22 protein-coding genes are annotated in these 26,171 nt (G+C 61.8%); 3 read left to right on the forward strand and 19 right to left on the reverse strand.

The window, feature by feature from the left end; all coding sequences use genetic code 11:
• Nucleotides 1–313: 313 nt before the first annotated feature.
• Nucleotides 314–751, reverse strand: a complete 438-nt coding sequence (locus AB8841_RS07830) for a GreA/GreB family elongation factor (protein ID WP_370435219.1) — start codon at nt 749–751, stop codon at nt 314–316.
• A gap of 560 nt (nt 752–1,311) precedes the next feature.
• Between AB8841_RS07830 and AB8841_RS07835 the strand changes: the two genes are divergently transcribed.
• Complete coding sequence (locus AB8841_RS07835; protein WP_370435220.1) at nt 1,312–1,785, forward strand: nucleoside deaminase; 474 nt, start codon at nt 1,312–1,314, stop codon at nt 1,783–1,785.
• Nucleotides 1,786–1,922: 137 nt separating this feature from the next.
• Here AB8841_RS07835 and AB8841_RS07840 read toward each other — a convergent pair whose 3' ends face one another.
• Complete coding sequence (locus AB8841_RS07840; RefSeq protein WP_370435572.1) at nt 1,923–3,155, reverse strand: anion transporter; 1,233 nt, start codon at nt 3,153–3,155, stop codon at nt 1,923–1,925.
• Nucleotides 3,156–3,454: 299 nt separating this feature from the next.
• The gene (locus AB8841_RS07845) at nt 3,455–3,922 is read right to left on the reverse strand and encodes a MarR family winged helix-turn-helix transcriptional regulator (protein ID WP_370435221.1); all 468 of its coding nucleotides are present in this window, start codon (nt 3,920–3,922) and stop codon (nt 3,455–3,457) included.
• Between the two features lie 103 nt (nt 3,923–4,025).
• On the opposite strand from AB8841_RS07845, the gene AB8841_RS07850 reads away from it, so the two are divergent.
• Nucleotides 4,026–4,430 (forward strand): GFA family protein, encoded by a 405-nt coding sequence (locus AB8841_RS07850; protein WP_370435222.1) that lies wholly within the window; start codon nt 4,026–4,028, stop codon nt 4,428–4,430.
• Between the two features lie 167 nt (nt 4,431–4,597).
• Nucleotides 4,598–5,047 carry a DUF1801 domain-containing protein gene (locus AB8841_RS07855; protein ID WP_370435573.1) on the forward strand — a complete coding sequence of 150 codons (450 nt, stop codon included), beginning with the start codon at nt 4,598–4,600 and terminating at the stop codon, nt 5,045–5,047.
• Nucleotides 5,048–5,348: 301 nt separating this feature from the next.
• Here AB8841_RS07855 and AB8841_RS07860 read toward each other — a convergent pair whose 3' ends face one another.
• The 16 genes from AB8841_RS07860 to AB8841_RS07935 all read right to left on the reverse strand — a co-directional run bounded on the left by AB8841_RS07860 (nt 5,349) and on the right by AB8841_RS07935 (nt 25,756).
• Nucleotides 5,349–6,641: a saccharopine dehydrogenase family protein gene (locus AB8841_RS07860; protein ID WP_370435223.1), complete on the reverse strand. Its 1,293-nt coding sequence runs from the start codon at nt 6,639–6,641 to the stop codon at nt 5,349–5,351.
• Nucleotides 6,642–6,682: 41 nt separating this feature from the next.
• Entirely contained in the window at nt 6,683–7,780 is a 1,098-nt protein-coding gene (locus AB8841_RS07865) for a carboxynorspermidine decarboxylase (protein ID WP_370435574.1), read from the reverse strand.
• A 199-nt stretch (nt 7,781–7,979) separates the two neighbouring features.
• Nucleotides 7,980–8,231 carry a hypothetical protein gene (locus tag AB8841_RS07870; RefSeq protein ID WP_370435224.1) on the reverse strand — a complete coding sequence of 84 codons (252 nt, stop codon included), beginning with the start codon at nt 8,229–8,231 and terminating at the stop codon, nt 7,980–7,982.
• 445 nt (nt 8,232–8,676) lie between these two features.
• Nucleotides 8,677–8,853 (reverse strand): hypothetical protein, encoded by a 177-nt coding sequence (locus AB8841_RS07875; protein WP_370435225.1) that lies wholly within the window; start codon nt 8,851–8,853, stop codon nt 8,677–8,679.
• A 701-nt stretch (nt 8,854–9,554) separates the two neighbouring features.
• Complete coding sequence (locus tag AB8841_RS07880; RefSeq protein WP_370435226.1) at nt 9,555–11,831, reverse strand: xanthine dehydrogenase family protein molybdopterin-binding subunit; 2,277 nt, start codon at nt 11,829–11,831, stop codon at nt 9,555–9,557.
• A gap of 1 nt (nt 11,832) precedes the next feature.
• On the reverse strand, nt 11,833–12,870 hold the full coding sequence (locus AB8841_RS07885) for a xanthine dehydrogenase family protein subunit M (RefSeq protein WP_370435227.1): 1,038 nt from the start codon (nt 12,868–12,870) through the stop codon (nt 11,833–11,835).
• Entirely contained in the window at nt 12,870–13,361 is a 492-nt protein-coding gene (locus AB8841_RS07890; RefSeq protein ID WP_370435228.1) for a (2Fe-2S)-binding protein, read from the reverse strand. The genes AB8841_RS07885 and AB8841_RS07890 overlap by 1 nt, the downstream gene beginning before the upstream one ends.
• A gap of 824 nt (nt 13,362–14,185) precedes the next feature.
• Entirely contained in the window at nt 14,186–16,879 is a 2,694-nt protein-coding gene (locus tag AB8841_RS07895; RefSeq protein WP_370435575.1) for a PAS domain-containing protein, read from the reverse strand.
• Between the two features lie 120 nt (nt 16,880–16,999).
• Nucleotides 17,000–17,638 (reverse strand): chemotaxis protein CheX, encoded by a 639-nt coding sequence (locus AB8841_RS07900; RefSeq protein WP_370435229.1) that lies wholly within the window; start codon nt 17,636–17,638, stop codon nt 17,000–17,002.
• A 1-nt stretch (nt 17,639) separates the two neighbouring features.
• Nucleotides 17,640–18,023 carry a response regulator transcription factor gene (locus AB8841_RS07905; protein WP_370435230.1) on the reverse strand — a complete coding sequence of 128 codons (384 nt, stop codon included), beginning with the start codon at nt 18,021–18,023 and terminating at the stop codon, nt 17,640–17,642.
• A gap of 102 nt (nt 18,024–18,125) precedes the next feature.
• Nucleotides 18,126–18,395 (reverse strand): hypothetical protein, encoded by a 270-nt coding sequence (locus tag AB8841_RS07910; protein WP_370435231.1) that lies wholly within the window; start codon nt 18,393–18,395, stop codon nt 18,126–18,128.
• A complete protein-coding gene (locus tag AB8841_RS07915) occupies nt 18,392–20,383 on the reverse strand; it encodes a chemotaxis protein CheA (protein ID WP_370435232.1) in 1,992 nt (663 codons plus the stop codon). The genes AB8841_RS07910 and AB8841_RS07915 overlap by 4 nt, the downstream gene beginning before the upstream one ends.
• The gene (locus AB8841_RS07920) at nt 20,376–21,233 is read right to left on the reverse strand and encodes a protein-glutamate O-methyltransferase CheR (protein WP_370435233.1); all 858 of its coding nucleotides are present in this window, start codon (nt 21,231–21,233) and stop codon (nt 20,376–20,378) included. Before AB8841_RS07920 ends, AB8841_RS07915 begins: the two co-directional genes overlap by 8 nt.
• The gene (gene cheB / locus AB8841_RS07925) at nt 21,230–22,327 is read right to left on the reverse strand and encodes a chemotaxis-specific protein-glutamate methyltransferase CheB (protein ID WP_370435234.1); all 1,098 of its coding nucleotides are present in this window, start codon (nt 22,325–22,327) and stop codon (nt 21,230–21,232) included. Before cheB ends, AB8841_RS07920 begins: the two co-directional genes overlap by 4 nt.
• Entirely contained in the window at nt 22,324–23,805 is a 1,482-nt protein-coding gene (locus AB8841_RS07930) for a chemotaxis protein CheW (protein ID WP_370435235.1), read from the reverse strand. Before AB8841_RS07930 ends, cheB begins: the two co-directional genes overlap by 4 nt.
• Before the next feature lie 4 nt (nt 23,806–23,809).
• A complete protein-coding gene (locus AB8841_RS07935) occupies nt 23,810–25,756 on the reverse strand; it encodes a methyl-accepting chemotaxis protein (protein ID WP_370435236.1) in 1,947 nt (648 codons plus the stop codon).
• Between the last annotated feature and the right edge of the window lie 415 nt (nt 25,757–26,171).

The following is a 26,171-nucleotide window of genomic DNA, read 5'->3' on the forward strand; positions in this document are numbered from 1 at the left end:
GTGAGCTATCGCTAGGTCGCTCGATGAGATGTCCGTCGCAATGTTAATGCATGATGCGCCTTTACGCCATGGGACGGTAGACCAAAGATCGTACCGGTCATGATCGTTCGGCGTCCGTCATCGCGGAGTGTTGTCGTCAGGATGCCGCAAAGTGCCCGAACGGATAACTGCCTGATAGGCTAGCAAGCATCCCAGGATCATCACAATGGAAAATAGCGTTTGGCTCAGCATTTGCAGTACTCCGTTCGCGTATCGGCTAGTGTATGGACGGCTCCGTCGGCATCGCCGGATGGTGACGCCGTCCGAAAGAACGTCATGGGACTCGCTTGCGCAGTTCGGTGGTCCACCCCTGCGGCTGGCCGAGAACACGCAACAGCGTCAGGCTGCGCCATCCGCTGGGTGCCCACCACATCATCGACTGCCCGCCACTAAGGCCGATCAGCGCCGCACCTTCCGGCGACAGAACGGAAATCCGGCCCGGCTCGCCATCGACCTCGTCCGGATAGACGAGTGCCGCACGCCGGACATCCCAGGTAACGTCGTCTCGGAACTCCACATGCGAGTGCATTCTGACGACGGAGGGTGGAACGGCCCGTGACGGTAGAACGGTCGCTCGGATCAGCTCGTTTGCCAGCATCGCAGCCGCAGCGCGGTCCTGCGGATTGTTCAAGCCGAACGATGCAAGAAACGCCAAGCGGTCATAATCGCCAGCCGAGATCGTGACGGGCGGAAGGTTCTCTTGCCTGATCATGATGTCCTCCACAGGGCCTCAAGCCCCGGCAAGATCGCTTGGAATGCGGATCGATCATCGTCGAGTGTTCAATCAGGATCGACGTGCGCTTGCAGGCGCCCATGCCAGGATGGCGACTGCAACGGGAAGAGGGACGGACATCTCCACCCTGCATCCCCCAACCTCTCCGGCGGCATGTGCACAGGAAACGGACCGCCATGTGCCCAGCGGCACCGGCGACGGCTCACGGATGGCCTTGATGAGAATTCATGTCCCCGAGCACCGGCGACCCGAGGGTCCAGCCGATCGCCGGGGCCTACCCGCCTGCTTTGAGGCAGCCCGCGTGCGCCATGAAGCGAAGAGGTTTCACGAGCTTGAACATGATGCCCACACCATAGCTCTATCGCCCGCGAAAGCAAGTCGTGGAGGCCCCTGGCCGGAAAAGCTCGGGCTTCTTCGGAAGAGGTCCGCTTCGCCGCGCGCTTTAGCCGGATGCCTGTGTGGGGTAGGATGACCGCTCCGAAAACCAACGACGGCGGGTACGCCACCTTTTTCGCCGGTACAAGAATGGGAGAAGCGACATGGCTGATGCGGAACGCTTTCTTTGTGAGGCCGTCGAGCTTGCGCGCGAGAACGTGCGCAAGGGCGGCAGACCTTTCGGCGCCGTCCTCGTCAAGGACGGCGCTGTCATCGCTACGGGTGTCAATGAGATCATCGCCACGCATGACCCGACCGCCCATGCGGAACTCCAGGCGATCCGCGCGGCGAGCCGGCTGCTCGGTAGTCCGCGCCTCGACGGCTGCGTGGTCTATGCCAGCGGACAACCCTGCCCCATGTGCCTTGCCGCCATGCACCTGACAGGCATCCGCGAAGTAACCTTTGCATACTCCAACGAGGACGGCGAACCTTATGGCCTGTCAACGGCAGCCGTCTATGCCGAACTCGGCAAGCCCCCGTCGCAACAATCGGTCAAAATTGCGTATCTGCCCGTGCGTCCTGGCGGAGACGATCTCTACGCAATGTGGAGAGACGCGGCGTCCGTGGCCCCCTCGTGAGTGGCGCACCTGACCTTCGAAGAAGGAGCAAGGCGAGCCATCGGCGGCAGTCGCTACAGCATCGGATCGGATGCTCCCTTCTTGGAAAGAGCGTATCGTTCCGGCGAAAAACCGGGTCCACTTTTTCGCGCGATGCACTAGGAACCTGAAACGCCCGACAGCCACCACGCGCCCGCCGTCAATGTCGCGAGCGTCACCGGCAACCCGACGCGAAGATAGATCCCGAACCCCATCTCGACGCCCGCAGCACGTGCCTTCTCGGCCACGATCAGGTTGGCCACGGAGCCGACAAGGGTAAGATTGCCCGCCAGGGTCGCCGCCATGGCAATTACCAGCCAGACCCTTTGCTGGTCGGGAAGACCCGGAACAAAGGGCTTGAGAACAAGCACGGCGGGAACGTTGCTCACGAGGTTCGACAGAGCGGCCGTGACGCCGGTGAGAATCCAGGTGTCGGCCAGCCTCAGCCCATGCACTGCTTCGATCAGGTCGGGCGACAGCAAGGCCTTCTCCGCACCGGCCACCACGATGAAGAGCCCTGCGAACATGAGCAGCAAGGGCCCGTCGATCTCCCGGTATACTTTCCCTGGCTTCACCTGCCGGGTCACGAGCAGCAGCGCCGCGCCGGAAATGGCTGCCTTGGCGACCGGCACACCGGCGAAGAACGCGACCACCACCCCAACGGTGACAAGGATGGCCTTCAGCATCTGGGAATGATGGACCCGGCTGGGCCCGGCATCCGCGGCGAGCACCTTCGGGAGCCGGAGTTCACTCCAGCACAGAAGCGTCACCAGAATGATGACAAGGATCAGGCCCACCGCCGCCACCGGCACGAGGGCAGCCGCAAAGGCCGAATAGGAAATCTGGGAAATCACTCCGATGATCATGTTCTGAGGATTGCCCGTGATCGTCGCGACGCTGCCCACGTTCGAGCCCATTGCGACGGCCAGCAGGTACGGTACGGGCCTCAACCCGAGTCGCTTGGTTACGTCCAGCACAAGAGGAGCCATCACCAGACACACGGCATCGTTGACCAGGAAGGCTGAGAAAGCACCGGTGGTCAGCGTGACCACGGACAGTAGCACCAGCGGCGAATGGGCGTGGGTGACGGCCCAGCCATTCACCAGACGGAAGAACCCGGACAGCCGCAGATGCGCCACGATGACCATCATGCCGAGCAGCAACGTGATCGTGTCGAGATTGACGGCGTGGTACGCCTCCTCGGGGGTGAGCACACCGGCTGCCATCATCGATGCGGCTCCAAGCAGAGCAATGCCGGCGCGGTCGAGGCGAAGCCCCGGAATTCGGCCGAGCGCGATACCGCAATAGGTCAGGATGAAGATGGCTGCGCTGGCTAAGATTCCAACTTTCATCATACGACCCTGTCCGGCAGAGCCCTCGTGTCGAGGGAGGTCTGCTCTGCGAGGCCGACCTGCTTTGCGAACAGCGAAGGCCCAATCCCGTCAAGCAGTTGCGCCACTACGAGCCGGTAGGCGTGAACGGAGAAGGGATAAGGCCCGCGTGGATCCTCGGAGTATATCCGAAGCGATTGTAGAAATCGCGCGCGGAAATGAGCACGGTCACGCGCAGGGAAACTTGCGCATTGTCAGGGTCCCATAGCGGCCCCTGCAGGCCCCTCTACTCCGAAGGGAGCTGAAGCCAATTTGGATGCCTAGGAAGGGTCATGCTCCGAAAGCGAATCTATTGCCTGATTCAGCAGCCTTTCCACGGAAACAAGATCGTCCGCGCTGAATCGCTTTCCGATCTCATTGACCCACACGGCTTGCCGCAGCCGGATCTCGGCCAAAATTTCCTGCCCCTTCGGCAGGAGGTTCAGGAGCTTCGCACGCTTGTGCTGAGGGTTCGGCTGATATTCTGCTAGGCCGCTCTCGACAAGAAGATCCGCCACCCGTTGCACGCCTTGTCGGCTCATGCCGAGAACACGGGCGATCTGCGCAACGGAAAGCGCGCCATGCGAAGCTGCTGCCAGAACCTGCCATCGCGCGCTGCTCTGCCCGAGAGGCTTGGTCAAGGCATCGCCTGCCGCGGTGAGATAGCCCGATAGCCGCAAAACGGCGAACGCCAGCTTGGCGAAGGCTTCACCTTCCGGCGTCCGGCGCGGCTTCCTCGTTGACAGCATGTTGTCGCTTATCTATTGGTTCTGCGTTGACAATATGTTGTCATATAGGGGGAGTGGTTGCAAGCAGCGCCCCCTGGTTCGCAGGCATGGGAGGAAATGAGCAATGATGAAGACCTACAGGGGAAGTTGCCATTGTAAAGCGGTGACTTTCGAAGTCGACATTGACCTCGCTGACGGAACAGGGCGCTGCAACTGCTCAATCTGCATGAAGACGCGGAATTGGAACGCCATCGTGAAGCCGGCGGCCTTCCGGCTCAGCTGCTGGCCGGAAGACGTCGCCGAATATTCCTTCGGAACGGGCGTCGGCAAGTACAAGTTCTGCAAGGTATGCGGGGTACATTCCTTCAGCACCGGAAACATTCCGGAGATCGGTGGTGATTTTGTCTCCATCCGGGTCAACTGCCTTGATGATGTGCCCGAAGATGAGCTTGCGGCAGCGCCGGTCAATTTCGCAGATGGCCGCAACGACAACTGGCGGGAATCTCCTAAGTTCACGTGCCATCTCTAACGAGACCCCGCATCGTATGAGCGAAAAACCGGGGCCGTTTTTTCGCTGGCGCAGCCCGCCTTGTCCGCATGATGCGCTGGGACCTGTGGGGCGAGCAGGCACCTTCAAACGTCATTACCCGGCTCCGGTTTGATGCGACACAAAAGCACTGCAAAGGGAGAAAGACCATGGAGAATAGCGGAGCTCAGGAAGCAAAACCGCCGTCTGAGCTGATTAATGAACGGATCGAAGAACTGGGCGATTGGCGGGGCGAGATGCTTTCCCGGATCCGCGCACTCATGAAGCAAGCCGAGCCCGAGGTGGTCGAAGAGTGGAAATGGAGAGGAGTCCCGGTATGGTCGCACGCCGGAATCGTCTGCACCGGTGAGACCTACAAGAACGTCGTGAAGATGACCTTCGCCAAAGGCGCCTCGCTGGAGGACCCTTCGGGCCTCTTCAACTCAAGCCTCGAAGGCAACGTCAGACGTGCTATCGATTTTCATGAGGGTGACAAAATTGATGAAGAGGCGTTGAAGGAGCTCATTCGCGCCGCTGTGGCACTGAATGTGTCCTCCACCGCCCAGAAGCGGAGACGCGCACCACGCTCCGGTGCAACGCCTTCGAAAAGACCGTCCTAGCGCATCGTTCTCGCGAGAAAGTGGCTCCGGTTTTTCGCCCGAACGATGCGCTCTTTCCAAGACGGGAGCATCGGATCGATCCCAAAAGTGCAAATCCGCTTTTCACGTCCGATGCTCTAGGAAGAGCTTCGGACGAACCAAGTGAGTTCCACTTTTTGACATCCGATGCTTTCGAGTCCTGGACGCAAGCATCTTTCCCACGCGACCGAGTCCTGCTTTGGAGGCCTTATGCTCCAGGGGAGTACCGGCATCCGGTGCTCCCCTTTTGGAACTACGAGCAAGGCGGATCGGCGACCGCGACCTATGCGGCGGCAGTCATGGGCGACGGACTCTGGACAGTCCCCTCAATTGTCTCGCCGAAAACCAACTCGCGATCTTCGTCGCCGATCTTGATCCGCGTCGGCAGGCCCATATCGCCCAACAGCCCAAGGAAAGGACGCGGCGGCAACTCCTCGACATTGGCCATCGTCTTAACGTCCCAGGGACCTTTGGCGATCAGGATGGCGGCAGCCACAGCCGGAACCCCGGCCGTGTAGGATATCGCCTGACTGCCAACTTCAAGATAGGCCTCCTTGTGGTCCGCGATGTTGTAGATGAAGACCTCGCATTCTTTTCCGTCCTTCACTCCTCTTACCACGTCGCCGATGCAGGTCTTCCCAGTGTATTCCGGCGCGAGCGAAGACGGATCGGGCAGGACCGCCTTGACCACCTTCAACGGCACCACCTCCTGCCCTTCCGCAGTGCGGATCGGCTGTTCCGAGAGCAGGCCGAGGTTTTTCAGCACGGTGAAGACGTTGATGTAGCGCTCTCCGAACCCCATCCAGAAGCGGATGTCCGGCACATCCAGGTTTCTCGATAAGGAATGTATCTCGTCGTGTCCGGTCATGTAGGCCGTTCGAGTGCCGACTACCGGCAGTTCCCAATCCTTTTGGATCTCGAACATCTTGTTCGACCTCCACTGCCTGTCCTGCCATGACCAAACCTGGCCCGTGAACTCCCGGAAGTTGATCTCCGGGTCGAAGTTTGTGGCAAACCAGCGCCCGTGATCGCCTGCATTGATATCAATGATGTCGATCGAATCGATCCGGTCGAAATACTCGTCCCGAGCGAGCGCCGCATAGGCATTGACCACACCCGGATCGAACCCCGCACCGAGAACGGCGGTCACGCCGGCCGCAGTGCATTCGTCGCGCCGCTTCCACTCGTAGTTATCGTACCACGGCGGCGTTTCACAGATCTTCAGCGGATCCTCATGGATCGCCGTATCGATATAGGCTGCTCCCGTGCCGATACAGGCCGAGAGCACGGACATATTGATGAAGGCAGAGCCGACATTGATCACGATTTCGCTTTGCGTGCTTTCAATCAGCTTCTTCGTCGCCTCGACATCAAGCGCATCCAAAGAATGAGCTGCAAGAACCCCATCGACCTTCATGCTCTTCTTTGCGCGGATCGAGTCGGCAATCGCACGACACTTCGCAATGCTGCGCGATGCGATGTTGATGTCTCCGAGCACGTCGTTGTGCTGGGCGCATTTGTGGGCAACCACTTGGGCAACGCCACCGCCGCCAATGATCAGGACGTTCTTCCTCATTTTGCTGCGAATGCTCCTTCCTTGCAGGTTGAGGGGAAGCCTTATGAAAGGCTGGAGAGGTAATCGCCGAAGGAGAACTCTCGAATGACCCGCAAGCTGCCGTCGAGCTCGCGTACCACGATCGACGGCATCGCTACGCCGTTGAACCAGTTCTTCTTCACCATTGTGTAGCCGGCCGCATCCCGGATGGAGATTCGGTCGCCGATCTCAAGCTCTCGCTCGAACGAGAACTCGCCAAAAATGTCACCTGCAAGGCACGACTTACCGCAGATCATATACCGGTATGGTCCGGCATTCGGAGTAACTTTCGCGCTCTGCCGGTAGATCAGCAGGTCGAGCATGTGCGCTTCGATGGAGCTGTCGACGACCGCAAGATTCTTGCCGTTGAAGAGGGTATCGAGAACTGTCACCTCGAGCGTCGTGCTGTTCGTGATCGCAGCCTCGCCAGGCTCCAGGTAGACTTGCACGCCATACTTTTCCGAGAAGCCTTTCAGGCGGCCGCAGAAATCATCGAGGGGATAGTTTTCCCCCGTGAAGTGGATACCGCCGCCGAGACTGACCCATTCGACCTGTTCCAGCAGGAAGCCGAACCTCTCCTCGACTTGGCCGAGAAGCTGATCGAACAGGGCAAAGTCTCCGTTCTCGCAGTTGTTATGGATCATGAATCCATCGACTCGGTCTACGATCCCCACAATCTTCGACACGTCCCATTCTCCGAGACGACTGTGAGGACGGGCCGGATCGGCGAGGTCGAAATCCGATGAGCTAACCAGAGGGTTAAGGCGTATCCCGCGGTCGAGCGCGATCGTTTTGTCCGCAAATCGCTCGAACTGACTGATCGAGTTAAATATAATCTTATCCGCATTCGCGACGACGTCATCGATTTCGTGATCGGCAAAGGCGACGCTATAGGCATGAGTTTCGCCACCGAACTTTTCACGGCCCAGCTTGACTTCGAACAAGGATGAAGATGTCGTTCCGTCCATATACTGGCGCATGAGATCGAATACGGACCATGTGGCGAAGCATTTGAGAGCCAGCAGGACTTTTGCACCAGATCGCTCGCGAACATGCTGAATGATCCGCATGTTGCGAAGCAAGGCACTCTTATCGATGAGGTAGTAGGGGGTTGCTATCATCAATGATGGTTCCAGCCCTCGAGCGACGTGGCGCTCGACGGAGATGTTCGCGGGCAGCCGCGAGATCAAAAGGGGATCTACCGACCTGCACCCACGGATTCAGGCCATCCGCGTGCCAAACAGCAGCGGATTGAAGAATGACGATGAAGCCGTTCCTGCGCTTGGCGCGCTCAATGAAGATGGCGGCAGGGAGGCGGCTTCAGTGAGATGAGGGTGCGCTGACGAATGCGCTCGCAATCAGCGCTTTGGCGCTGTTACCCCTGCTTTTTCTCTCGGCACAAAACAGGTCGGCCACGGACAACGCGACAAGACCGAAGTTACGGCCTGTCGTTGCAGTATCGGTTGCCGCAATGCGCGTTAGATCGGCGCGCTTGGCAAGGATTTCTTCCGTTTGGGTGGCATTCAGTAGAACTGAGTCCATCCTCAATTGGAAAAGGGCGTCGCGAGACATGGCGTCCTCCCCAACTAGCAGATGAAACCTGCATCAGGTGAAATTATGTCATATACGATTATACAAATTAATCAACATCGTAATGTGCGCCGCAGTCGCGGCTTGCCTGCACGATCAAGATGACGAAGCCGGGAGCTCTCCGGCCACCGACACCGATAGCTGCAAACTGAGGCCGTTTGCTCACACCCCGCGCTCAAGCGACAAGGAAATATATCCCGATCCTGCAGAGATTTCCGCACTCTCCTTAAGGTTGAAGATCTTCCTGAAAGTGGAGAGGTTGGAGAGACACGCGAGCGACGCAGGACCGGGGAGTATGCGCTGCAGCGGGCGATTGTAGCCCTTCGACAAGGCGAACCACTCCATTCGCGTGTTCATCGGCAGTGGGTTTCCGGAGAGGATCGTGCCGCTGAAGATACGGCCAGATCCCCGGCATCCGGTTCGCTTGTCACTGGTGCCGCAGGTACGCATCCCGAGAGACCCATGTGGCAAAGCCGAGGACGCCCGCACCGTAGATCGCAAGGAGCTCCACGGCTTCGATCACCAATGCACCGGGCGTTCCGAGCATCAGGCATACGCCACCGAACAGGGTGGCGGCGTTGAGAGTTGCACGACGGCGCGTCATCGAAATTGTCCTCCTAGATCAAGACATCGATCGGCTTCGCAGGGTCAGCTGGTCCTTGAGCGATCTGTTTCCTGGCGTGGTTTCGACAGCGACGACAATGGCTATGCGTTGTGCCGTCGTATCCACCACTTCTGAATTGCTCGTATTGCCCCAATGCACCGAGATGTTCGTATTCTGGTGAGAGGGCGACAGATCCTTCATCTGCGCCAACAAGGTCCCGCAGGATGGTGTCAGCGTCAGGGCCCCGAAGAACGAGCCTCGCGATGGAAGGCCGGTCTTCGGGGGCTAGTGGCCTGCGAGGAGGCACCCCGTGTGACGGTTCGGAAGGTAAAGCAGCGTCATCATGATCCTTACCGTAAATAGAAGTTCGGCAAAATCAAGCCACTGCGAGTTCTCCGCGATATCCCCCGAACCATGGCGGCGAGGAGAACAAGTCCGAGCAGTCTGCGTGATCAGCCTCTCGAAACCGGGATCCCTTTGCGTGAACGATCGCAGCATGCTCGTGATGCGGACGAGGGAGCCCGACACTCTGCACGGGGGTGTACTCATGCGTGCGCAGCAGGAGAGCGCCTCTCATGCGACATTTGGAGCGCGAGATGCAGGCGCACAGCGATCCCTAGGAAACCGCGGCCGCGCGACAGTCCGTGCGAGGCATCACCGAGGCAGAGCAAGACTTCGCTCATGGCATGAACCGAAACTGCTCATAGGAGGTCTTCGATACGGATCGGCAATGCACGGATGCGCCGGCCGGTTGCATGCCAGACGGCGTTGGCGATGGCGGCATTCACGCCGACAATGCCAATTTCGCCGATGCCCTTCACACCAAGCGGATTAACCTCGGAATCCTCCTCCGGAACCATGATCACGTCGACTTGGCAGACATCCGCATTCACGGGAATGTGGTACTCGGCAATATTGTCATTGACGTAGCGCGCATGGCGCGGATCGATCTCGGTCACTTCAAGCAGGGCCGCACCCAGTCCCCAGATCATGCCGCCCATGTACTGGCTGTGTGCCGTCAATGGATTGACGATCCTGCCCGCGGCGAAGGCGCCGGCCATACGAGGCACGCGGATCTCACAGGTGCGGCGATGGACACGAACCTCGACGAACTGGGCGCCGAAGGCATAGGCGGTCACATCTTCACGACCATGTCCGCGCGACATCGGTGGCTTTCCCTGATATAGGTTTGCCATCGCGTCCGGCTTGAGCCCCTTTGGTATATTCTCGGCATAGGCCTCCAAGGCACCCGGGGTGATCCGCTTCAGAGCCTCCTCCAAAGATTCACTTGCTCCATCAGGAGCGATCAGGCGGCTGGCCGAGAAGGTGAGTGAGGACGGATCGCAACCGGCGAGCGCTCCTTCATTGCTGGCGACCGCCGCGCGGGCAATTCGGTCGCGTAGCTCATTGCAGGCCTTGGCCACCGCGTGTGTCACGGTTGCGGTGTGGCTCGATCCTGCTGCCAGCGAAGCGGGTGGGAGAGCGGTGTCGCCCATCTCCACGCTGATCTGACCGGCATCAAGACCCAGGCGATCCGCCGCCATGATCGCGACCACCGTGTAGGCTCCGGTGCCGATGTCGTGACCTGCGATCTGAACCCGCGCATGGCCGCTCGGGCGGAGCGTTACCCGGGCAGCCGTCGCGGCAATATTGGCCGGATAGGCGGCACTCGCGCAGCCCCAGCCGACGAGCCAGTCGCCGTCCTGCATCGATCCGGGTCGGGGGTCGCGGTCCGCCCATCCGAAACGTTCCGCTCCCCGATCGAAGCAAGTCATGAGGTTGCGGCTGGAGAACGGGAGGCCAGTGACGGGATCGGTCTGCGTGTCGTTGATCCGCCGCAGCTCGATCGGATCCATCCCGAGCTGAGCCGCGAGCTCATCCATCGCGCATTCGAGCGGAAACATATAGGGCGTGTCCGGCGGGGCACGCATGAAACCCGGCGTGTTACGATCCGCGTGAACGATGTTCACCTTGGTGAGGATATTCGGGCAGGCGTAGAGCCTGGCCGTGGTCTCGGTGCCTGACACATTGTACTCGCTTGGACGGCTGGTCACTTCCCATCCCTCGTGTCGGAGCGCAGTCAGTCGTCCGTCCCGCGCCGCGCCGAGGCGCACGTGATGCCGGGTCTCCGCCCGATAGGTCGCAATCGTAAAGCCCTGATCGCGCGTTGCGACGAGTTTCACGGGGCGGTTCACGCGACGGGCGGCCACTGCGATCCAGGCTGTTCGCGCAGTTGCTCCGCCTTTCGATCCGAAGGCACCTCCAATGAACTTCGAGATGACGCGGATGTCCTCCAGGTCCATCCCCAGTTGCTTGGCGACATTGCCGCGCAAGCCGTAGACGAACTGACTCGGCTCCCAGATCGTCAGCTTGCCGTTCTCCCAGATACAGGTCGTCGTGAACAGCTCGATCGGGTTATGATGCTGGGTCGGCGTGCCGTACCGGGCGTCGACTTTGACCTCGGCGGCCGCAAAGGCTGCTTCAGCATTGCCGACATGATAGTCCTTGTGCTCACCGGCCTTGCGGACCTCCTCGTCGACGCCCGGACTGCCGAACGTTGCCGACGGGGTTTCCTGTTCATAATGAACATGGACACGAAATGCCGCCTCGCGGGCAATCTCGTAGGAATCCGCCACGACAATTCCGATGATCTGGCCGTCATGCCAGATCCGGTCGCTCTGCAGGGTCGTGGTAGCCTGCCCGCCGGACATCTGCTCAGGAGGCTTTGCTTCGCCGCCGACATTCTCGTATGTGAGAATGTCGAGCACGCCTTCCATGGAAAGTGCCTCGTCGAGATCGAAACGCGTCACTCGCCCACGGGCGATCGCACTGGTCAGCAGAAACGCATAGGTCGGACTGGGTATGGCCTCGTCGGACGGATAAAGCGCGCGGCCTGTGACCTTGGCTCGACCGTCAATCCGCGGCTGCGGCTTGCCGAATGCACTTCCGGCGGGCACACCCTTTGCATCGGCGGCCATCTCACATCTCCATTCGTCCGGCTTCGAGCAGAGCGCGGATCAGCGTCCGGCGTCCAAGCTCCGGCTTGCATCCCGTCTCGCTATGAACGACGGCGCTCGCGAACGCGGCCTCGGCAGCTTCAGATGCACTCGTCTCGTCAAGCACCCGCCCCTTCAGGACCGCTTCGGCATCAAGAGACCGCCAAGGCTTCGCCACGAGCCCTCCGATGCCGATCCGGACCGTCCTGACCGTCGCATCCGGCGCGAGATCAAGCGCGACTGCGGCGGACGCCAAGGCGAAGTCGTAGGAAGCGCGGTCTCTGATCTTCAGATAAAGCGAACGACGGGTCCATGGTCCCGTGGGTATCCGGAATCCGGTGATGAGCTCGCCAGGGGCGAGGTTTGTCTCGATATGCGGCGTGTCGCCTGGAAGGCGGTGCAAATCTTCAAGGGCAATGCTTCGGGATGCGCCGTCCGTGCCCAGCACGTCTACCCTGGCGCCGAGGGCTACAAGGGCGATCGCGAAGTCACCTGGATAGTTGGCGATGCAATGCTCACTCACCCCAAGGACGGCAAGGCGGCGGTTCACGCCGTCGATGGCCGCACATCCCGAGCCGGGCTTCCGTTTGTTGCAGGCTCCCCAGCTGGTGTCGCGGAAGTAATTGCAGCGCGTTCGTTGCAGGACATTGCCGGCCAGACTCGCCATATTGCGCAGCTGGGGGCTCGCGGCCATCCAAAGCGCATCCGACAACACGCGGTAGTCTTGGCGGATGATGGGATGATCGGCCGCTGTCGACATGTGAACGAGCGCACCGAGGCGAAGCTCGCCCTCCTCCGCCTCGATCGATCCGTAATCCTGGCGCAGCCCGTTGATGTTGACCAATCGCTCAGGCCGCGCCACGTCGAGCTTCATCAGATCGAGCAGGTTCGTGCCGCCAGCGAGATACTGCGCGGGTGCGCGCACATGGGCATCGACATGGGCATCGACTTCGCCGCCGCAAGCGCCAAGGCGGAGGGCTTCATTTGCGTCTCGGGCGGTTTCCAGAAAGAAGGGACGCATCAAACCCCTCCCGTTTGGCGTTTGGCCTCTGCGCTCATTTCAGAGGCTGCATGCTGTATCGCTTCGACAATCTTCGGATAGGCAGCGCAGCGGCACAGATTGCCGCTCATGTATTCCCGGATTTCATCCGCGCTGCCGGCGTGACCTTCCTGAACGCAGCCAATCGCGCTCATGATCTGGCCTGGAGTGCAGTAGCCGCATTGAAAAGCGTCGCAATCCCAGAAGGCCTGTTGCATCGGATGCAGCGGATCCGCCTCACCGGAGAGACCTTCGATCGTCGTGACTTCTTCATCGACCGTTGCGGCAAGCACAAAACAGGAGAGCACGCGTGTGCCGCCAACGAGAACCGTGCAGGCACCGCACTGGCCCTGGTCGCAGCCCTTCTTCGTTCCTGTCAGTCCGAGGCTCTCACGCAGCACATCGAGCAGGGTCATGCGAACATCGACACTCAGGCGATGCTCCTGCCCGTTGATCGTCAATAGGACATCCATTTCGGCCTCCGGCGATTAGGCTCGGTGCGGGATTGCATCGGCGGGGCGTTGCGACAGGGAGTGATAACGTCGCTCGGGCACGGCGTTTCATCCTCTTCTTGCGGATTTCAATGATCGATAGGCTTGTGCCCCTCGGATCAGCCCAAGGAGGCGTGCACCTTGACCGTATTGAGATCCCTCACGGTGCCGGCCGCGCTCGGGTCTCTGTAAGCGCCGGACGGATACGGGCCTTCTTTCTCACAAACTCTTTCGGGATAGCGTGATAAAGTTCGGCGCCTCGAATACCGACGGTCAAGGGTGACAACAACATCGGCGAGGCGTAGTTCCGATGCTTTACTTCTTAAATGGCGCATCGTTGCGAGCGGACCCGAAGGGCCGCGTCAGCGAAAACCGGGTCCCCTTTTCGCTAGCGCGGCCCGCTGGGTCCGCACGATGCGCTCAAGGACTGCTCGGCCGCGAAATGCGTGCCGCCGTCAGCGTGGCCATGCCTCAAGCGACGACGAGCGGGCGGAGCATGGACAAGAGACCCTGGCCCCAATGCAGATCTCCCCTATGATACCGGTCACCGATCAGTCGAATTGAGGAAGGCTCCGGCACGCGTGCAAGATCTTCTAAGGCACCAATGCTCCTGGATCCTACCGTTGGATCGAAACGAAACGTCGACGACGCCGCTCTCAGCTATCGTTTCGTCGCGCCAAACGCTTCCGCTGCCTGCCTACAGCATCGGACGTGAAATCGAACCCGCATCGCATCCGATGCCTTAAGCTTTGTGGTTTCGAGCATCTTTTCACGCAAAACCGGTGCCCACTTTTGCGTTCGATGCTCTAATCCCGCTCCATGATTTCGCGGATCCGCACGGCCAGGTCCTCGATGGCAAAGGGCTTCGTGATCATCTCCATGCCGGGCGCCAGGAAGCCCGACGCCATGGTGGCCTGCTCGGCGTAGCCGGTAATGAAAAGGACCCTGAGATCTGGCCTTACGAGCCGCGCCTGGTCGGCCAGCTGGCGCCCGTTCAGGCCCGGTAGGCCGACATCCGTAACCAGCAGGTCGATGCGTCGCTTCGATTCGAGGATCTGAAGACCGGACGGCCCGTCCACAGCCTCAAGGGCCTGGTAGCCCAGATCGGCCAGAATCTCCAGGATCAGAGCCCGGACGACAGGCTCGTCCTCCACCACCAGGACCGTCTCACCGGCCTCCGCCCGGTGCGCCTCGCTCAGGCTTGGCGCCGCAACGGCTTCCGAAATCTCGCCCTCATGAGCCGGAAGGTAGATCGTCACGGTCGTGCCCCGGCCGACTTGGCTGGTGATCCGAACATGGCCTTCGGATTGTTTGGCGAAGCCGTAGACCATGGACAGGCCCAGACCGGTGCCCTCCCCGATCGGCTTGGTGGTGAAGAAGGGATCGAAAACCTGAGCCAGTACATCGGGCGGCATTCCGGTTCCGCTATCGGAAACGCGGATGGTCACATAGGGACCAGGCGCGATCTCCTGTGAGGTCGTCGCAGAGGCATTGTCGAGATGAATCAGGGCTGTTTCGATGATGAGATCGCCGCCTTCAGGCATGGCATCCCGGGCGTTGATCACAAGATTGAGGATCGCGCTTTCCAGCTGATTGGGATCGCACAAGGTCAAAGGCAGATCGTCCGATGTCGCAATCGTGAGCTCGATCGCCTCAGACGTGGTGCGCCGCAGGAGATCCTCCATGGACATGACGAGCCGGTTCACGTCTACGGCTTTGGGATCGAGCGGCTGGCGCCGCGCAAAGGCAAGAAGACGATGCGTCAAGGCGGCAGCCCGGTTGGCCGATGTCGTGGCAGCCTGGATGTAGCGATCGAGTCTCTCGTATCGGCCCTGCCCCATGCGCGTCTTCAGAAGATCGAGGGAGCCGACAATACCGGTCAGGAGATTGTTGAAGTCGTGTGCAATGCCGCCAGTGAGCTGACCGACAGCCTCCATCTTCTGGCTCTGCCGGAGTTGCTCTTCCAGCTGCTTGCGCTGTGTGACATCGCGACCGACGCTGTAAAACACATCCTCAGCCGGTGCGAAGGTCCAGCTGATCCAGTGATAGGACCCGTCCTTCGCCCGGATGCGGACGTCGAAGTCCTTGAGCGGTTCGCCGCGCTGCAGAACCTGGAGCAGATGATGGCTTGGGGTCCGATCCTCCGGGTGGATCCAGGTCTCGAACCGGGTGCCGACAACCTCGCCCTCCCCGTAGCCGAGCAGATCCGTCCAGGCAGGATTGACGGCTTTGAGGAAACCATCGGCATCACAGACGCTGAAGAGGTCACTCGACAGGCTCCAGAGCCTGTCACGCTCGCGGGTACGCTCCTCGACCCGACTCTCCAGCCGCTCATTGAGTTCCCGCAGCCGCTCTTCCGATTGCTTCGCGGCCGTGATGTCGTAGATGACGCCGATGAAACGCAGGCCCGCTGTTTCAGTGTCGCGGACATACTCGCCCCTGCGTGCCAGCCAGCGAATCTCCGTGTTGTCGGGTCTTTGAATCCGGCACTCCGCATAGGCTGCGCCCTGGTCCTCCGCCCCTTGCTCGACCACGGCGGGATCTCCCGGTACGACGAGGGCGTTGATCGTACGAACCGGCAGATCGCTGGTGGGATGCAATCCGAGCAGACGGCAGAATTCGTCCGATACGCTTACCGTCGCGAAGCCATCCACGTATTCGAAAGTTCCGATCCCGCCGGCGCTCTGCGCGATGCGAAGGCGCTCCTCCACATGCTTCTGCTCCGTGATATCGACGACCACACCGGTGAAGCGCGCCGGCCGGTCGTCATCGCCGAAATGGCAGCGTCCCCGGGCATGAGCCCACCGGACGGAGCCATCGGGCGCCAGAAGACGATACTCCTTGGAGAAGACCTCGGCACCGTTGAGAATGCCTGCAACGGCGAGGCGGATGCGGATACGATCATCCGGATGAATGGCTTTGAAGAAGGCTTCGCCCGGCAGGCCTCTCGCGGCTTCAGCGGGATCAAGGCCATTGAGCGCTGCGAAACGCCCGTCGGCCGTGAGCCGGCGATGGGCAATGTCCCAATCCCAGGAGCCGCCAGTTCCGGCGACGGTCAATGTCTGCCGCAGCCGCTCATTCGTTTGATCGAGCTCTTTCTGGCTTGCCCGAAGCGCTGCCTGCATCTCCTCAGCCTGATGCGCCTGCGTGACGTCGACTTGGGTCGAGAGGAAAAAGAGCGGCTTGCCGCTCTCGTCACCGACCGGCGTGATGAAAAGATGATTCCAGAACCGGGTATCATCCTTGCGCCGATTCAGGATCTCGATCGAGACGGCGCGTCCATCACTAAGGGCCTCGCGGATTTGCCGACGGGAATCCTCACTCGCTTCATGCGGCTGGAGGAAGCGACAGTTGCGGCCGACAGCCTCCTCGGCGGAATAGCCGGTTGTCCGGCAGAAGGCTTCATTCACGAACACGATGGGGTTGTCGGGCAGCCGCGGATTCGTCGCGACCACTGATAAGCCCGATCGCTGCAGCGCCAAGAAGATCGGGCCGGCCACCTGCCGCAGTTCATCCACCGCAGCTTGGACAGTCCGTTCGACCGTGTCGTATGGAAGAGTTCGGGCGTTCATGCCAAGTGGGTTTTGATTGAGCTTCGCTTCTTCTCAGTCGCCATCGCTTCAAACCCCGTCTCCAATCACCCGATCAATGAAGCTTGCAATGAGTTCCTTCAAGGCTGCGAGCGAGGGTAGATCCATGAGCACGGCGATATAACCCCGGATATCTTTGCTGCGCACAGAGAAGTTGATGTAGAGAAAGAGCACCAGCCCGCTGTCCAATCGCTCCTGCGTCAGCGTCAGCAACCGAGACCCGTCGCCCCGAACCACCTCCGGCAGGGAGATGTTGAGGGAGCGCTTGAGCATGTTCGCCATGGTCGCGAGACAGCCGTTCAGGATCACATTGCCGGTCTCGGCCAGGGCCTCCTGTTCCATCTCGGCAATCTGATCGGGAGGCACGTCCGTGCCAATGATGGCGCGAACGAGATCCAGGCTGGTCGCCTGCGGAAAGATCAGCAGGGCGCGGCCGGAGAATGCGCCCTCAAACTGCTGCTGGATGGCGACGAGTTCGTCCGTTTCCCGCTGCGCGATCAAGCGGACGGCCTCCTGCGGAGCCATGATCTCGACCGACGGCACGGAGAGGAGCACTTCCTCGCCGATCATCTTGCGCAGACTCGAGGCAGCGCGACTGACCCCGATATTGACGAGTTCGGTCAGGGCGTCGCGTTCGAGCTCCGTCAGAGCTATGTCGTGGGCCATCATGTCACATGCCGCCTGACCGCAGGCGCAGGGCCGCTCCGGAAACAAATCCCCTCAGCCCGTCCTCAGTCAGAGGCTTGCTGACAAAAGTGGCATTCACCTCGCGGGCGCGGGCGATCACCTCATCCTGGATATTGGCCGTGATCACCGCAATCGGCATGGTGGGATAACGGGAGCGGATTTCCGCCGCAAGCTCAAGCCCATCCATTTCCGGCATGTTGAAATCGATCATGGCAAGATCGATGGACCGCTCGCTCAGGATCCTCAAGGCGTCCTGAGCATTGCCGGCTTCAACCCGTTCCCACTCGGGATGCAGCGCTGCCAGAGCCTTGGCTGCCACAATTCGGGCCAGCTTGCTGTCGTCGACGATCAGAACGGTTATTGCCACTCAGGTACTCCGCCAGGGATGGGCTGCCCGGAACGACCGGCTCGGCTTAAGGTGTAAGTGCTATCAAGCTCTTTTAGAGGATGCCGGGAGAATGACAACCGTTCAGCCGTGCGGCGGTGCCATGTCAATGGCGCGCGCCGTCATCAAAGCTGGGGTAACCCAGTCCCGCATGAAGGAATTCCTGCCGCTTCCTCTTAGACCTGGTCTCAAAGCCATCAGGATCTGCAGAACGGCCGCATGGAGGTGCTCGGCCTCCGTCAGGTCCACGATCCGGCTCCGATCAGCCTGCAGGTAGCCCAACAAAGGCTCAGCGTCCTCGACTCGACACGGTCCCTCCAGAACGATGAGATCTCCATCCAAACGCACGCTCATCCGATAAGCTCCGGGATATCGAGGATCATCAAGACACTGCCGTCGCCAAGGAGAGTCGTCCCCATGATGCCAGGCATGCCGGCGAGAATTCCTGTCATGGGCCGCATCAGAACGTCCATCCGCTCGGCAAACCCATCCACGGCAATTCCGACGAGCTCGTTGCCGACTGCCATCACCAAGACCTTCGTGCCCATGGAAGACTCTGCAGTGCGGGGAAGATCCAGCAGATCGGCGAGCCTGACCAGCGGGAGGGTCCGGTCGCGCCGGACGAAGGCCTCCGCCCCTCCGATCGGCAGAACGCTGGCTGTCGGCACGAAAGCCGTCTCGATGACGCTGTCGATGGGGATGCCATAAAGATCAGAGCCGACCCGGACCGCCATGACCCGCGTCATGACGATCGTCAGCGGCAGCGACAGGCGGATCGTCGTACCCCGTCCCAGCCGGCTTTGGACACCGGCTTGGCCGCCGAGCCTTTCGACGGCAGAGCGCACCGCATCCATGCCGACGCCCCGGCCCGAGAGATCGGTCACCTCGGCAGCAGTGGAAAAGCCAGGGGCGAAGATCAGCTCGGTAGCCTGCGCATCGCTCATGCGGTCGATCTCGTCCGCCGATGTAATCCCACGCTCTCGGGCCGCTCGGCGGATTGCCGCGGGATCAATGCCGCGCCCGTCATCCTCCACCTCGACCACTGCCCGGCCGCCTTCGCGACGGGCCCGGAGCACGACCCTGGTGCTACTGGGTTTTCCGAGCTCGCGGCGTCGTTGCTCGGATTCGGCCCCGTGTCCGACAGCATTGCGCAGCACGTGGAGAAGAGGTTCGAAAAGACCTTCCACAACAGCCTTGTCCGCCTCCACATCCTCTCCTTCCATGGAGAAGTCGATGGATCTGCCCAACTGACCTGCGATGTCCCGCACAGCGCGTGGGAAACGGCGGAAGATGTCTCGCATGGGCATCATGCGAACATCCATGACGGCCCGGTGCATCTCGGCTACCAGCCGGTCGATGGCGGCCTGGCTCGCCAGAAGGCCTTGAACCAGCTCCCTTTGGTCCAATCCGTCGCCGGACCGGCTCGTGAGATGCGCAAGGGCGTTCTTGGCGACGACCATCTCGCCCACCAGATCCGCCAGACGGTCGATCCGCGCCGTGTCGACGCGCAGCGTCCGTGCGCCACCTCCCTCGCTGGCGCCTGTCACGGCGCCTGGAGGAGCCGCATCGGATTCTTCGGCAATGTTGCGTCCCGCAGTCCCGGCAATCTGCTTGAGCGTCACCTGATCCGGAACGAAGCGGAAGATCGCCTTTACGGCATCGAGTCCTGCCCTGGACAGGGCTTCGACTTTCAGATTGCAGGAGAAGGGATCGATCTGTGCCGCAGGCGGCCATGGATCGCGATTCGTGACGCGGACGGCCACGAGGTCGGGAACCGCACGCAGAAGCGCCATCGGGTCATCGCCTGCGAAGAAACAGTCGGCGCGGGGCAGGTACCGGATCGCCACCAGGGGCACGTTTTGCGCCTGCAGCGCTGACGGATCGGCGCTTCGATCCAGCAGAGCCTCGATCCAGGCAATGTCGGCCTCTGACTTCGTAGGGATTGCCAGGCTCGGTTCCTCGTCGAGCGTCGAGCGTAGCGCCTGCGCCAAACGACCCCCCCTTTCCTCAGCGTCGGGCGGGAGCTGCCCCGTCTTTGCGATCGCGTCGACCCAGCTCTCCGACAGAGCGAGGCACTCGAGAAGGTTGTCGATCGCGTTGCCGCCAGGGCTTCCACGGCCTGCTCGAACTGCGCCTAGAAGATCCTCGGCCGCATGCAATGCGAGACCCATGGGCGCAAAGTCGAACAGCCCAACGGATCCTTTGAGGGTGTGAACGGCCCGAAAGGCGCTCTCCAGATGCGCGGCCGTATGGGGTTCGCGTTCGAGAGCCAGAAGGTCGTCCGTGGCCTGCTGGGTCAGCTCGCGCGCCTCGACGATGAAGTGCTGGAGAAGATCATCCATCCCTATCCCTCCCCGGCCGCTGGTAGACGATCGCATCCTCGAAGCGGCGCAGATCGAATCGCTTCGAGATCCGGGTCATCGACTCGGTATGGCCGAGGCAGATGTAACCTCCCGGATGCAAGGCATCGTAGAGATTGTTGACCGTCACAAGGCGGGAGGCATCGTCGAAGTAGATCAGGACATTACGGCAGAAGACGATATCGAACCTCCCCTGCTCCGCCACCGACGCGGCATCGACCAGATTGACCGAAGTAAATGTCACCGATTCCCGCAGATCCTGGATGAGCTGACGCTGTCCGTTACGGGCCGGCTCAAAATAGCGCTCGATCACGTCGGTCGGCAGGCGCGAGAGGGCGCGTTCTCCGTAATCGCCGACCTGAGCATCCAGCAGAGCTCGCGTGTCGATGTCCGAACCGATGATCTCGATATGATAGGCATCGACCAGAGGCCAGTTCTCGAGCAGCCAGATGGCGATAGAATACGGCTCCTCGCCGGTGGAGCACGGCACGGACCAGATGCGCACGAGATCACCCGGTTGTCTTGTCTGCACGATACTCGGCAGAAGCGTGCTGCTCAGGCAGAGAAGCTGATGCTCTTCGCGATAGAAATACGTTTCATTGACGGTGAAGATGTTGATCAGGCGCTCGACCTCGCCCGCGTCGGATTCGACATGCGCGAGATAGGCCGAAAAGGTGCGCGTCCCGGTGGCGGCCATGCGGTCCGCAATGCGCCGTTCGATGTAGTAGCGCTTGCTTTCACCGAAGATCATCCCGGTGCGACGATAGAGAAACTCACAGAGGCGGCTGATCTCGTCGACCGTGAGCGCCTGAATCTTGCGGGGGCCGGTCATGAGCGCTCCACCATGTCCATGAGCCGGTCGGCGATCTTCTCCAAGGGCGCGATCACCTGCGCGCCGCCGCGCCGAACGAGCTCGCCGGGCATGCCCCACACGACGGCGCTCTCTTCCGCTTCCGCGATGGTGCGGCCGCCCTGCGCCCGCAGGCGCGCCATGGTTTCAGCACCGTCGCTTCCCATCCCGGTCATGAGCACGCCGATCAGGCACTCGGGCGGGAAATGCTGCTGAGCGCTGTCCACCATGCGATCGACGCTCGGATGCCAGCGGTATTCCGGCAGCGACGGCGCGGGCATCACGATCGGACCGTCTGGGCGGGCGCTGACGATGATATCCGCATCACCTTTGCCGATATAGACATGGCCGGATGCGAGCCGCATCGGCTGAGTGGCCTCCGTGACGGTGAGAGCACAGAGCTTGTCGAGACGACGGGCCAGGGGGCCGGTGAATGAGCCGGGCATGTGCTGGGCTACCACGACCGGCCAGGGAAAACCGGCTGGCAATCGGGACAGGAGGGCATCTAGCGCCGGCGGGCCTCCCGTCGAGGTGCCGACCAGAACGAGCCCATGAGTCGGAGCCCCCTCGATCCGCCGCTTCGATGGCGGTGCGGCAGCGTGTGCCCGCGGTGCCGCTGCGGGGGCACGGTTCAAACCGCTGCGCAGACGCACCCGCTCGGCCAGCCGCAGGCTGCTGGGCAGGCGGGCGCGTGCCGCGGCACGCACCTTCTCGACGAGCCTGGGGGCAAGCGCCTCGATTTCCAAAGAAACCGCTCGCACGGGCTTCGCGATGAAATCGACGGCACCGAGTTCCAGAGCTTGAAGTGTCACATCGGCGCCGGCCTCTGTGAGTGACGAAACCATCACCACCGGACACGGTCGCAGCAGCATGATGCGGTCGAGACATGCGAGGCCATCCATCTCGGGCATGTAGACGTCGAGCGTGATCACGTCCGGCTCGAACGCGGCGAGCTGCTCCAGAGCCTCCAACCCGTTGCGGGCATAGGCGATCTCGAAATCGCCCTCGGCCGTGAAGATCCGGCCGAGGAGGCGTCGCATCAGAGGAGAATCATCGACGATGAGCAGCCGGATCACGAAGTGGCCCGCTCCGGATTGTCCTCGGTCATCGCGGCGAGCAGGTCCTTTTCAGCCCTGTCCAGCAATTCGCGTGGATTGAGCAGAAGGATCATTCGTCCTTCGACCTCGATATTGGCGACGCGGTCGATGATCTGACTCCCGTCTGCCGCGAGATCGGGGGTCGGGCGAAGCTGGTTTTGAGGGATCTTGAGAACCTCCGACACCGTGTCGACGACGAAGCCAGCCTGCATGTGGTCGATTCTGACGACGACGATGCGTTCCCGCCGCCGCTCGTCCCGGGTCTCCAGCCTGAAGCGCCGCCTCTGATCGATCACGGGAACGACGCGGCCGCGCAAATTCATGACGCCCTCGATAAAGGCAGGCGCCTTGGGCAGGCGCGTCAGCGTGTCGGGCGGGCGTACCACCTCATCGACGGATCCAATGGGCAAGCCATATTCCTCGCCGCCGAGGCGGAACACGATGAATTGCTCGTCATCACCCAGGCGTCCATCGGCCGTGTCCATGTCGCGATCCATGTCGTAGCGTGCCTCCGATTGCGGCATCATCCGATCAATCAGGGTCTGATCCCGGAACAGATGGTCTGTCGACAGCACCGAGACCAGACGCTGTCCACCATCGAGGCGGCAGATGCCCTGGATTTGAGCCTCCGCATTTCCGCGGGTGAGGATCGCCGGCACGGGGTCGATGATACTGGCGGGAACCCGAAGGATCTCCCTCATGCCGTCGATGGCCAATCCCACCAGACCCGCGCCGACGCGCGCCACGACCACTCGCGACCGGGCGCTGCCCTGCCCACCTGCAGGCAGGCCGAGGAGCCCGCGCAGCGATACCAGCGGCAGCAATTGCCCGCGCAGCGCCATGACTCCCAGCATGACGCCATCCGTCCGCGGGACGATCGCGACTTCGTCGGGGAACGCCACGATCTCATGCACCGCAGTGAGCGGCAGCGCAAAATCCTGCGCGGCGACAGCGAAGCACACGAGGGCGACCTCGTCCCGCACGACGGCACTCGGCGTCTGAAGCTCAAGAGGAGCCGCACTCTGTCTGTGCTGCATGGGACGGGCGAAGTTCCCGAAATCCCTGCCCAGCAGTGCATCGAGATCGATCGGCTGCGCAGGCGGACCACCTTCGGCACCCATGTCAGTTGTGTCAGTAGATGCCGCGCCGCCCGCCTCCAGGGACACCACCTTGTCGATGACGAGACCGACCGGGGCGCCGCGATCGACAACGATGACGCGGGCGGTTGCGCAAGGGCGGCTCGCCCGTCCGAGAAGGCTGTGCAGCGCCACCACCGGCATCACTGCGCCGCGCAGGTTGGCAAGCCCCAGGAGGCTTGAGGGTCCGAGCGGCACGCGGGTGACGGCCGGAGGGCGGATCACCTCGGCGACATCGGATGCAGGCAAGGCAAAGCGCTCGTCCCCCACCTGCACCGTCAGGAACGTCTGTGCTGCAGCCGAAGAGGCCGCCCCGGACATTGTCTCAAGACTCCGCGATCTGGAGTTCGTCGGCCAGAGAGGCGATCTCCTCGATGGCTGCAGCCAGATCCTCGGCGCCACGCGCCTGCTGACGCGCGGCGGTGGCAGCCTGGGTTGCGGCACTGCCGGCCTGCTCAGCCACGACCGAAATCTGCTGAGTGCCCAGCCTCACCTCGCGCACAGCTGTCAAAATCGTCTCCGAGCCTGAGAGAATGGCGGCGCTGCCCTGCCGGATCGACTCGACGTCGGCCTCGACGACCCCGAGTCTCTCGGCCGTCAGGGCGTTCTTCGCAACCTCCGCCTCCGCCACAATGGCGCTCTGCTCCAGATCACGCCGCACAGTTGCGATCTGATCACGGATCTGGCGCACGACCTCCTTGATGCGGTCAGCATTCTCGGAAGCATCCCGCGCCAGATTACGGATATCGCCTGAGACGATCGCGAAGCCGCGGCCGGCCTCGCCGGTCCGAGCGGCCTCGATGGATCCGCTTACGGCCAGCATGTTGGTCTGGACCGCCACCAGAGCGATGCTGTCCACGATCTTCTCGATACGCCGGCTGGATTCGTCGAGGCCGCCCATCAGGCCGATGACGGCCTGTGTCTCCTTCAATGCCTCCTCGACGCCGGAAGCCAGCCGCAATGTGGCCTTGCGGTTGTCCGACAGATCCGCCGACAAGGTCTCGATACGCTTGACGGCGGCATTGGATACCTCGCGCGAGGCGCTGGTCGCCTGCTCGATCTGCTGCATAGCCGTATTAGCCTGCTGGGTGGCCGCGGCCTGCATTTGCGCGCCCCGACTGATCTGCTCCACAGCAGTCATGATCTCGCCGGCGGCCCCCGAGAGTTCCTGAATGGCGGCCGACAGCTCTTCGGCCGCCGATGCGACCTGCTCGGCTGCCGTCAATCCTGCCGTATTGGACTGCAGCTCGTCCGCGAGGACCGCCAGCGCCTGTGCGCTCTGCTGGCTCTGGTCCAGGGATGCGCTCTGCTGCTGAACGGCCCGCTGGGCCTCGGCAGCGGCCGCAGCCTGTTCCTCGGCAGCGCTCGCCACCTGCTCGGCACCACGCTGGGCCTCGCGGAGCGCAGCCTCCGCCTCGACGGCAGCCACGAGAACGGACTGGCTGCCCTCGGCCAGGAGGGATACGTCCGTGCGGATCTTGTCCAGAGCCGCCACGACGGTACGGCCGATCTGAGCCTCGGTGCTGGCCGTTTCAGCCGCGTTCCTGATTTTCTCCGCCACCACCCGAACGTCGCTGACGATGCCGTCCGCCAGGCTCCGGATGTCCTGCGCGCTTTTCTCCGAAGCCCCGGCCAAGGCACGCACCTCGTCGGCCACCACCGCAAAGCCCCGGCCGTTCTCTCCCGCACGGGCCGCCTCGATGGCGGCGTTGAGGGCCAACAGGTTGGTCTGGTCGGAGATGTCCCCGACCGCACGGGTGATTTCGCCGATATCGGCTGCCTGCTTTTCCAGAAGGGTGATGACGTCGACCATCGCCTTCTGGCGGGCGGCATTACCCTCCACAGCCCCGACGGAAGCGTCGATCTGGGCTCCGGTCTCGATCAGAAGGGCGTGAAGACCGGAGGTCTTCACGCGTGAGAGCTCCGCATGTCCGCGGGCCTGCGCAAACTGAGTGCCGAGGCTCATGATGGCCGCCAGGGATTGCTGCGATGCGCCGGCCGCCTCCTCGGCCCCGCTGGCGATCTGCTCCATGGAGCGCCGCAACTCTTCCGCGGACGAGGAAGCCTCGGCAACGCCGCTGGCGAGCTCCTCGGTGGCGGCGCCGATCCGCTCCGCTGCCTGCTGCTGCCGGGCTCGGACCCGCTCGAACGCCCGGCGCTGGGATGTCGCGCCCCGCGTGTTGGCAGGAGATCCATTCTGAGCAGGCGGCTCATCACCGACCGGACGTGGGCTGCCCTTGCCCGGAAGCTCGGACGTCTTGACCAGTGCCATTGAGGTCCCTTGGAGTCTGTAACGGTATTCGGCCGCACCGCCTCGACCGACAAGCCATCTGCTGGCTTCGCCTAAACGGGATAGAGGAAGAGTCACTTTTATAGTTGCTGATCCCGTCTGAGCAAGGCGTCGCCTCAACTCATCCCAGGCAAAGGAGCGTGACGGATCCCCGCCCCCGCCGCACCTCATTCGTCTTTGCTCCATTCGACAACGTGGGAGCTGTGTCGCGATCGCCGCGCCCTCCCTGCCGCGAGCATCGGGGATCCGGCGGCCAGTGCTGCCCTTCCGCAGTGTCTCGATCCCAAAACCGCAGATTTTCCGAGAGTCCGGACGAAGTCATATAACAAGGAGTTATAAAAATATGAAATTTATGTATTTGCGTTATCCGAACCGGAGGAGCACGACAGCCGGACAC

It is taken from the genome of Microvirga sp. TS319 (assembly GCF_041276405.1).
Classification (GTDB): domain Bacteria; phylum Pseudomonadota; class Alphaproteobacteria; order Rhizobiales; family Beijerinckiaceae; genus Microvirga.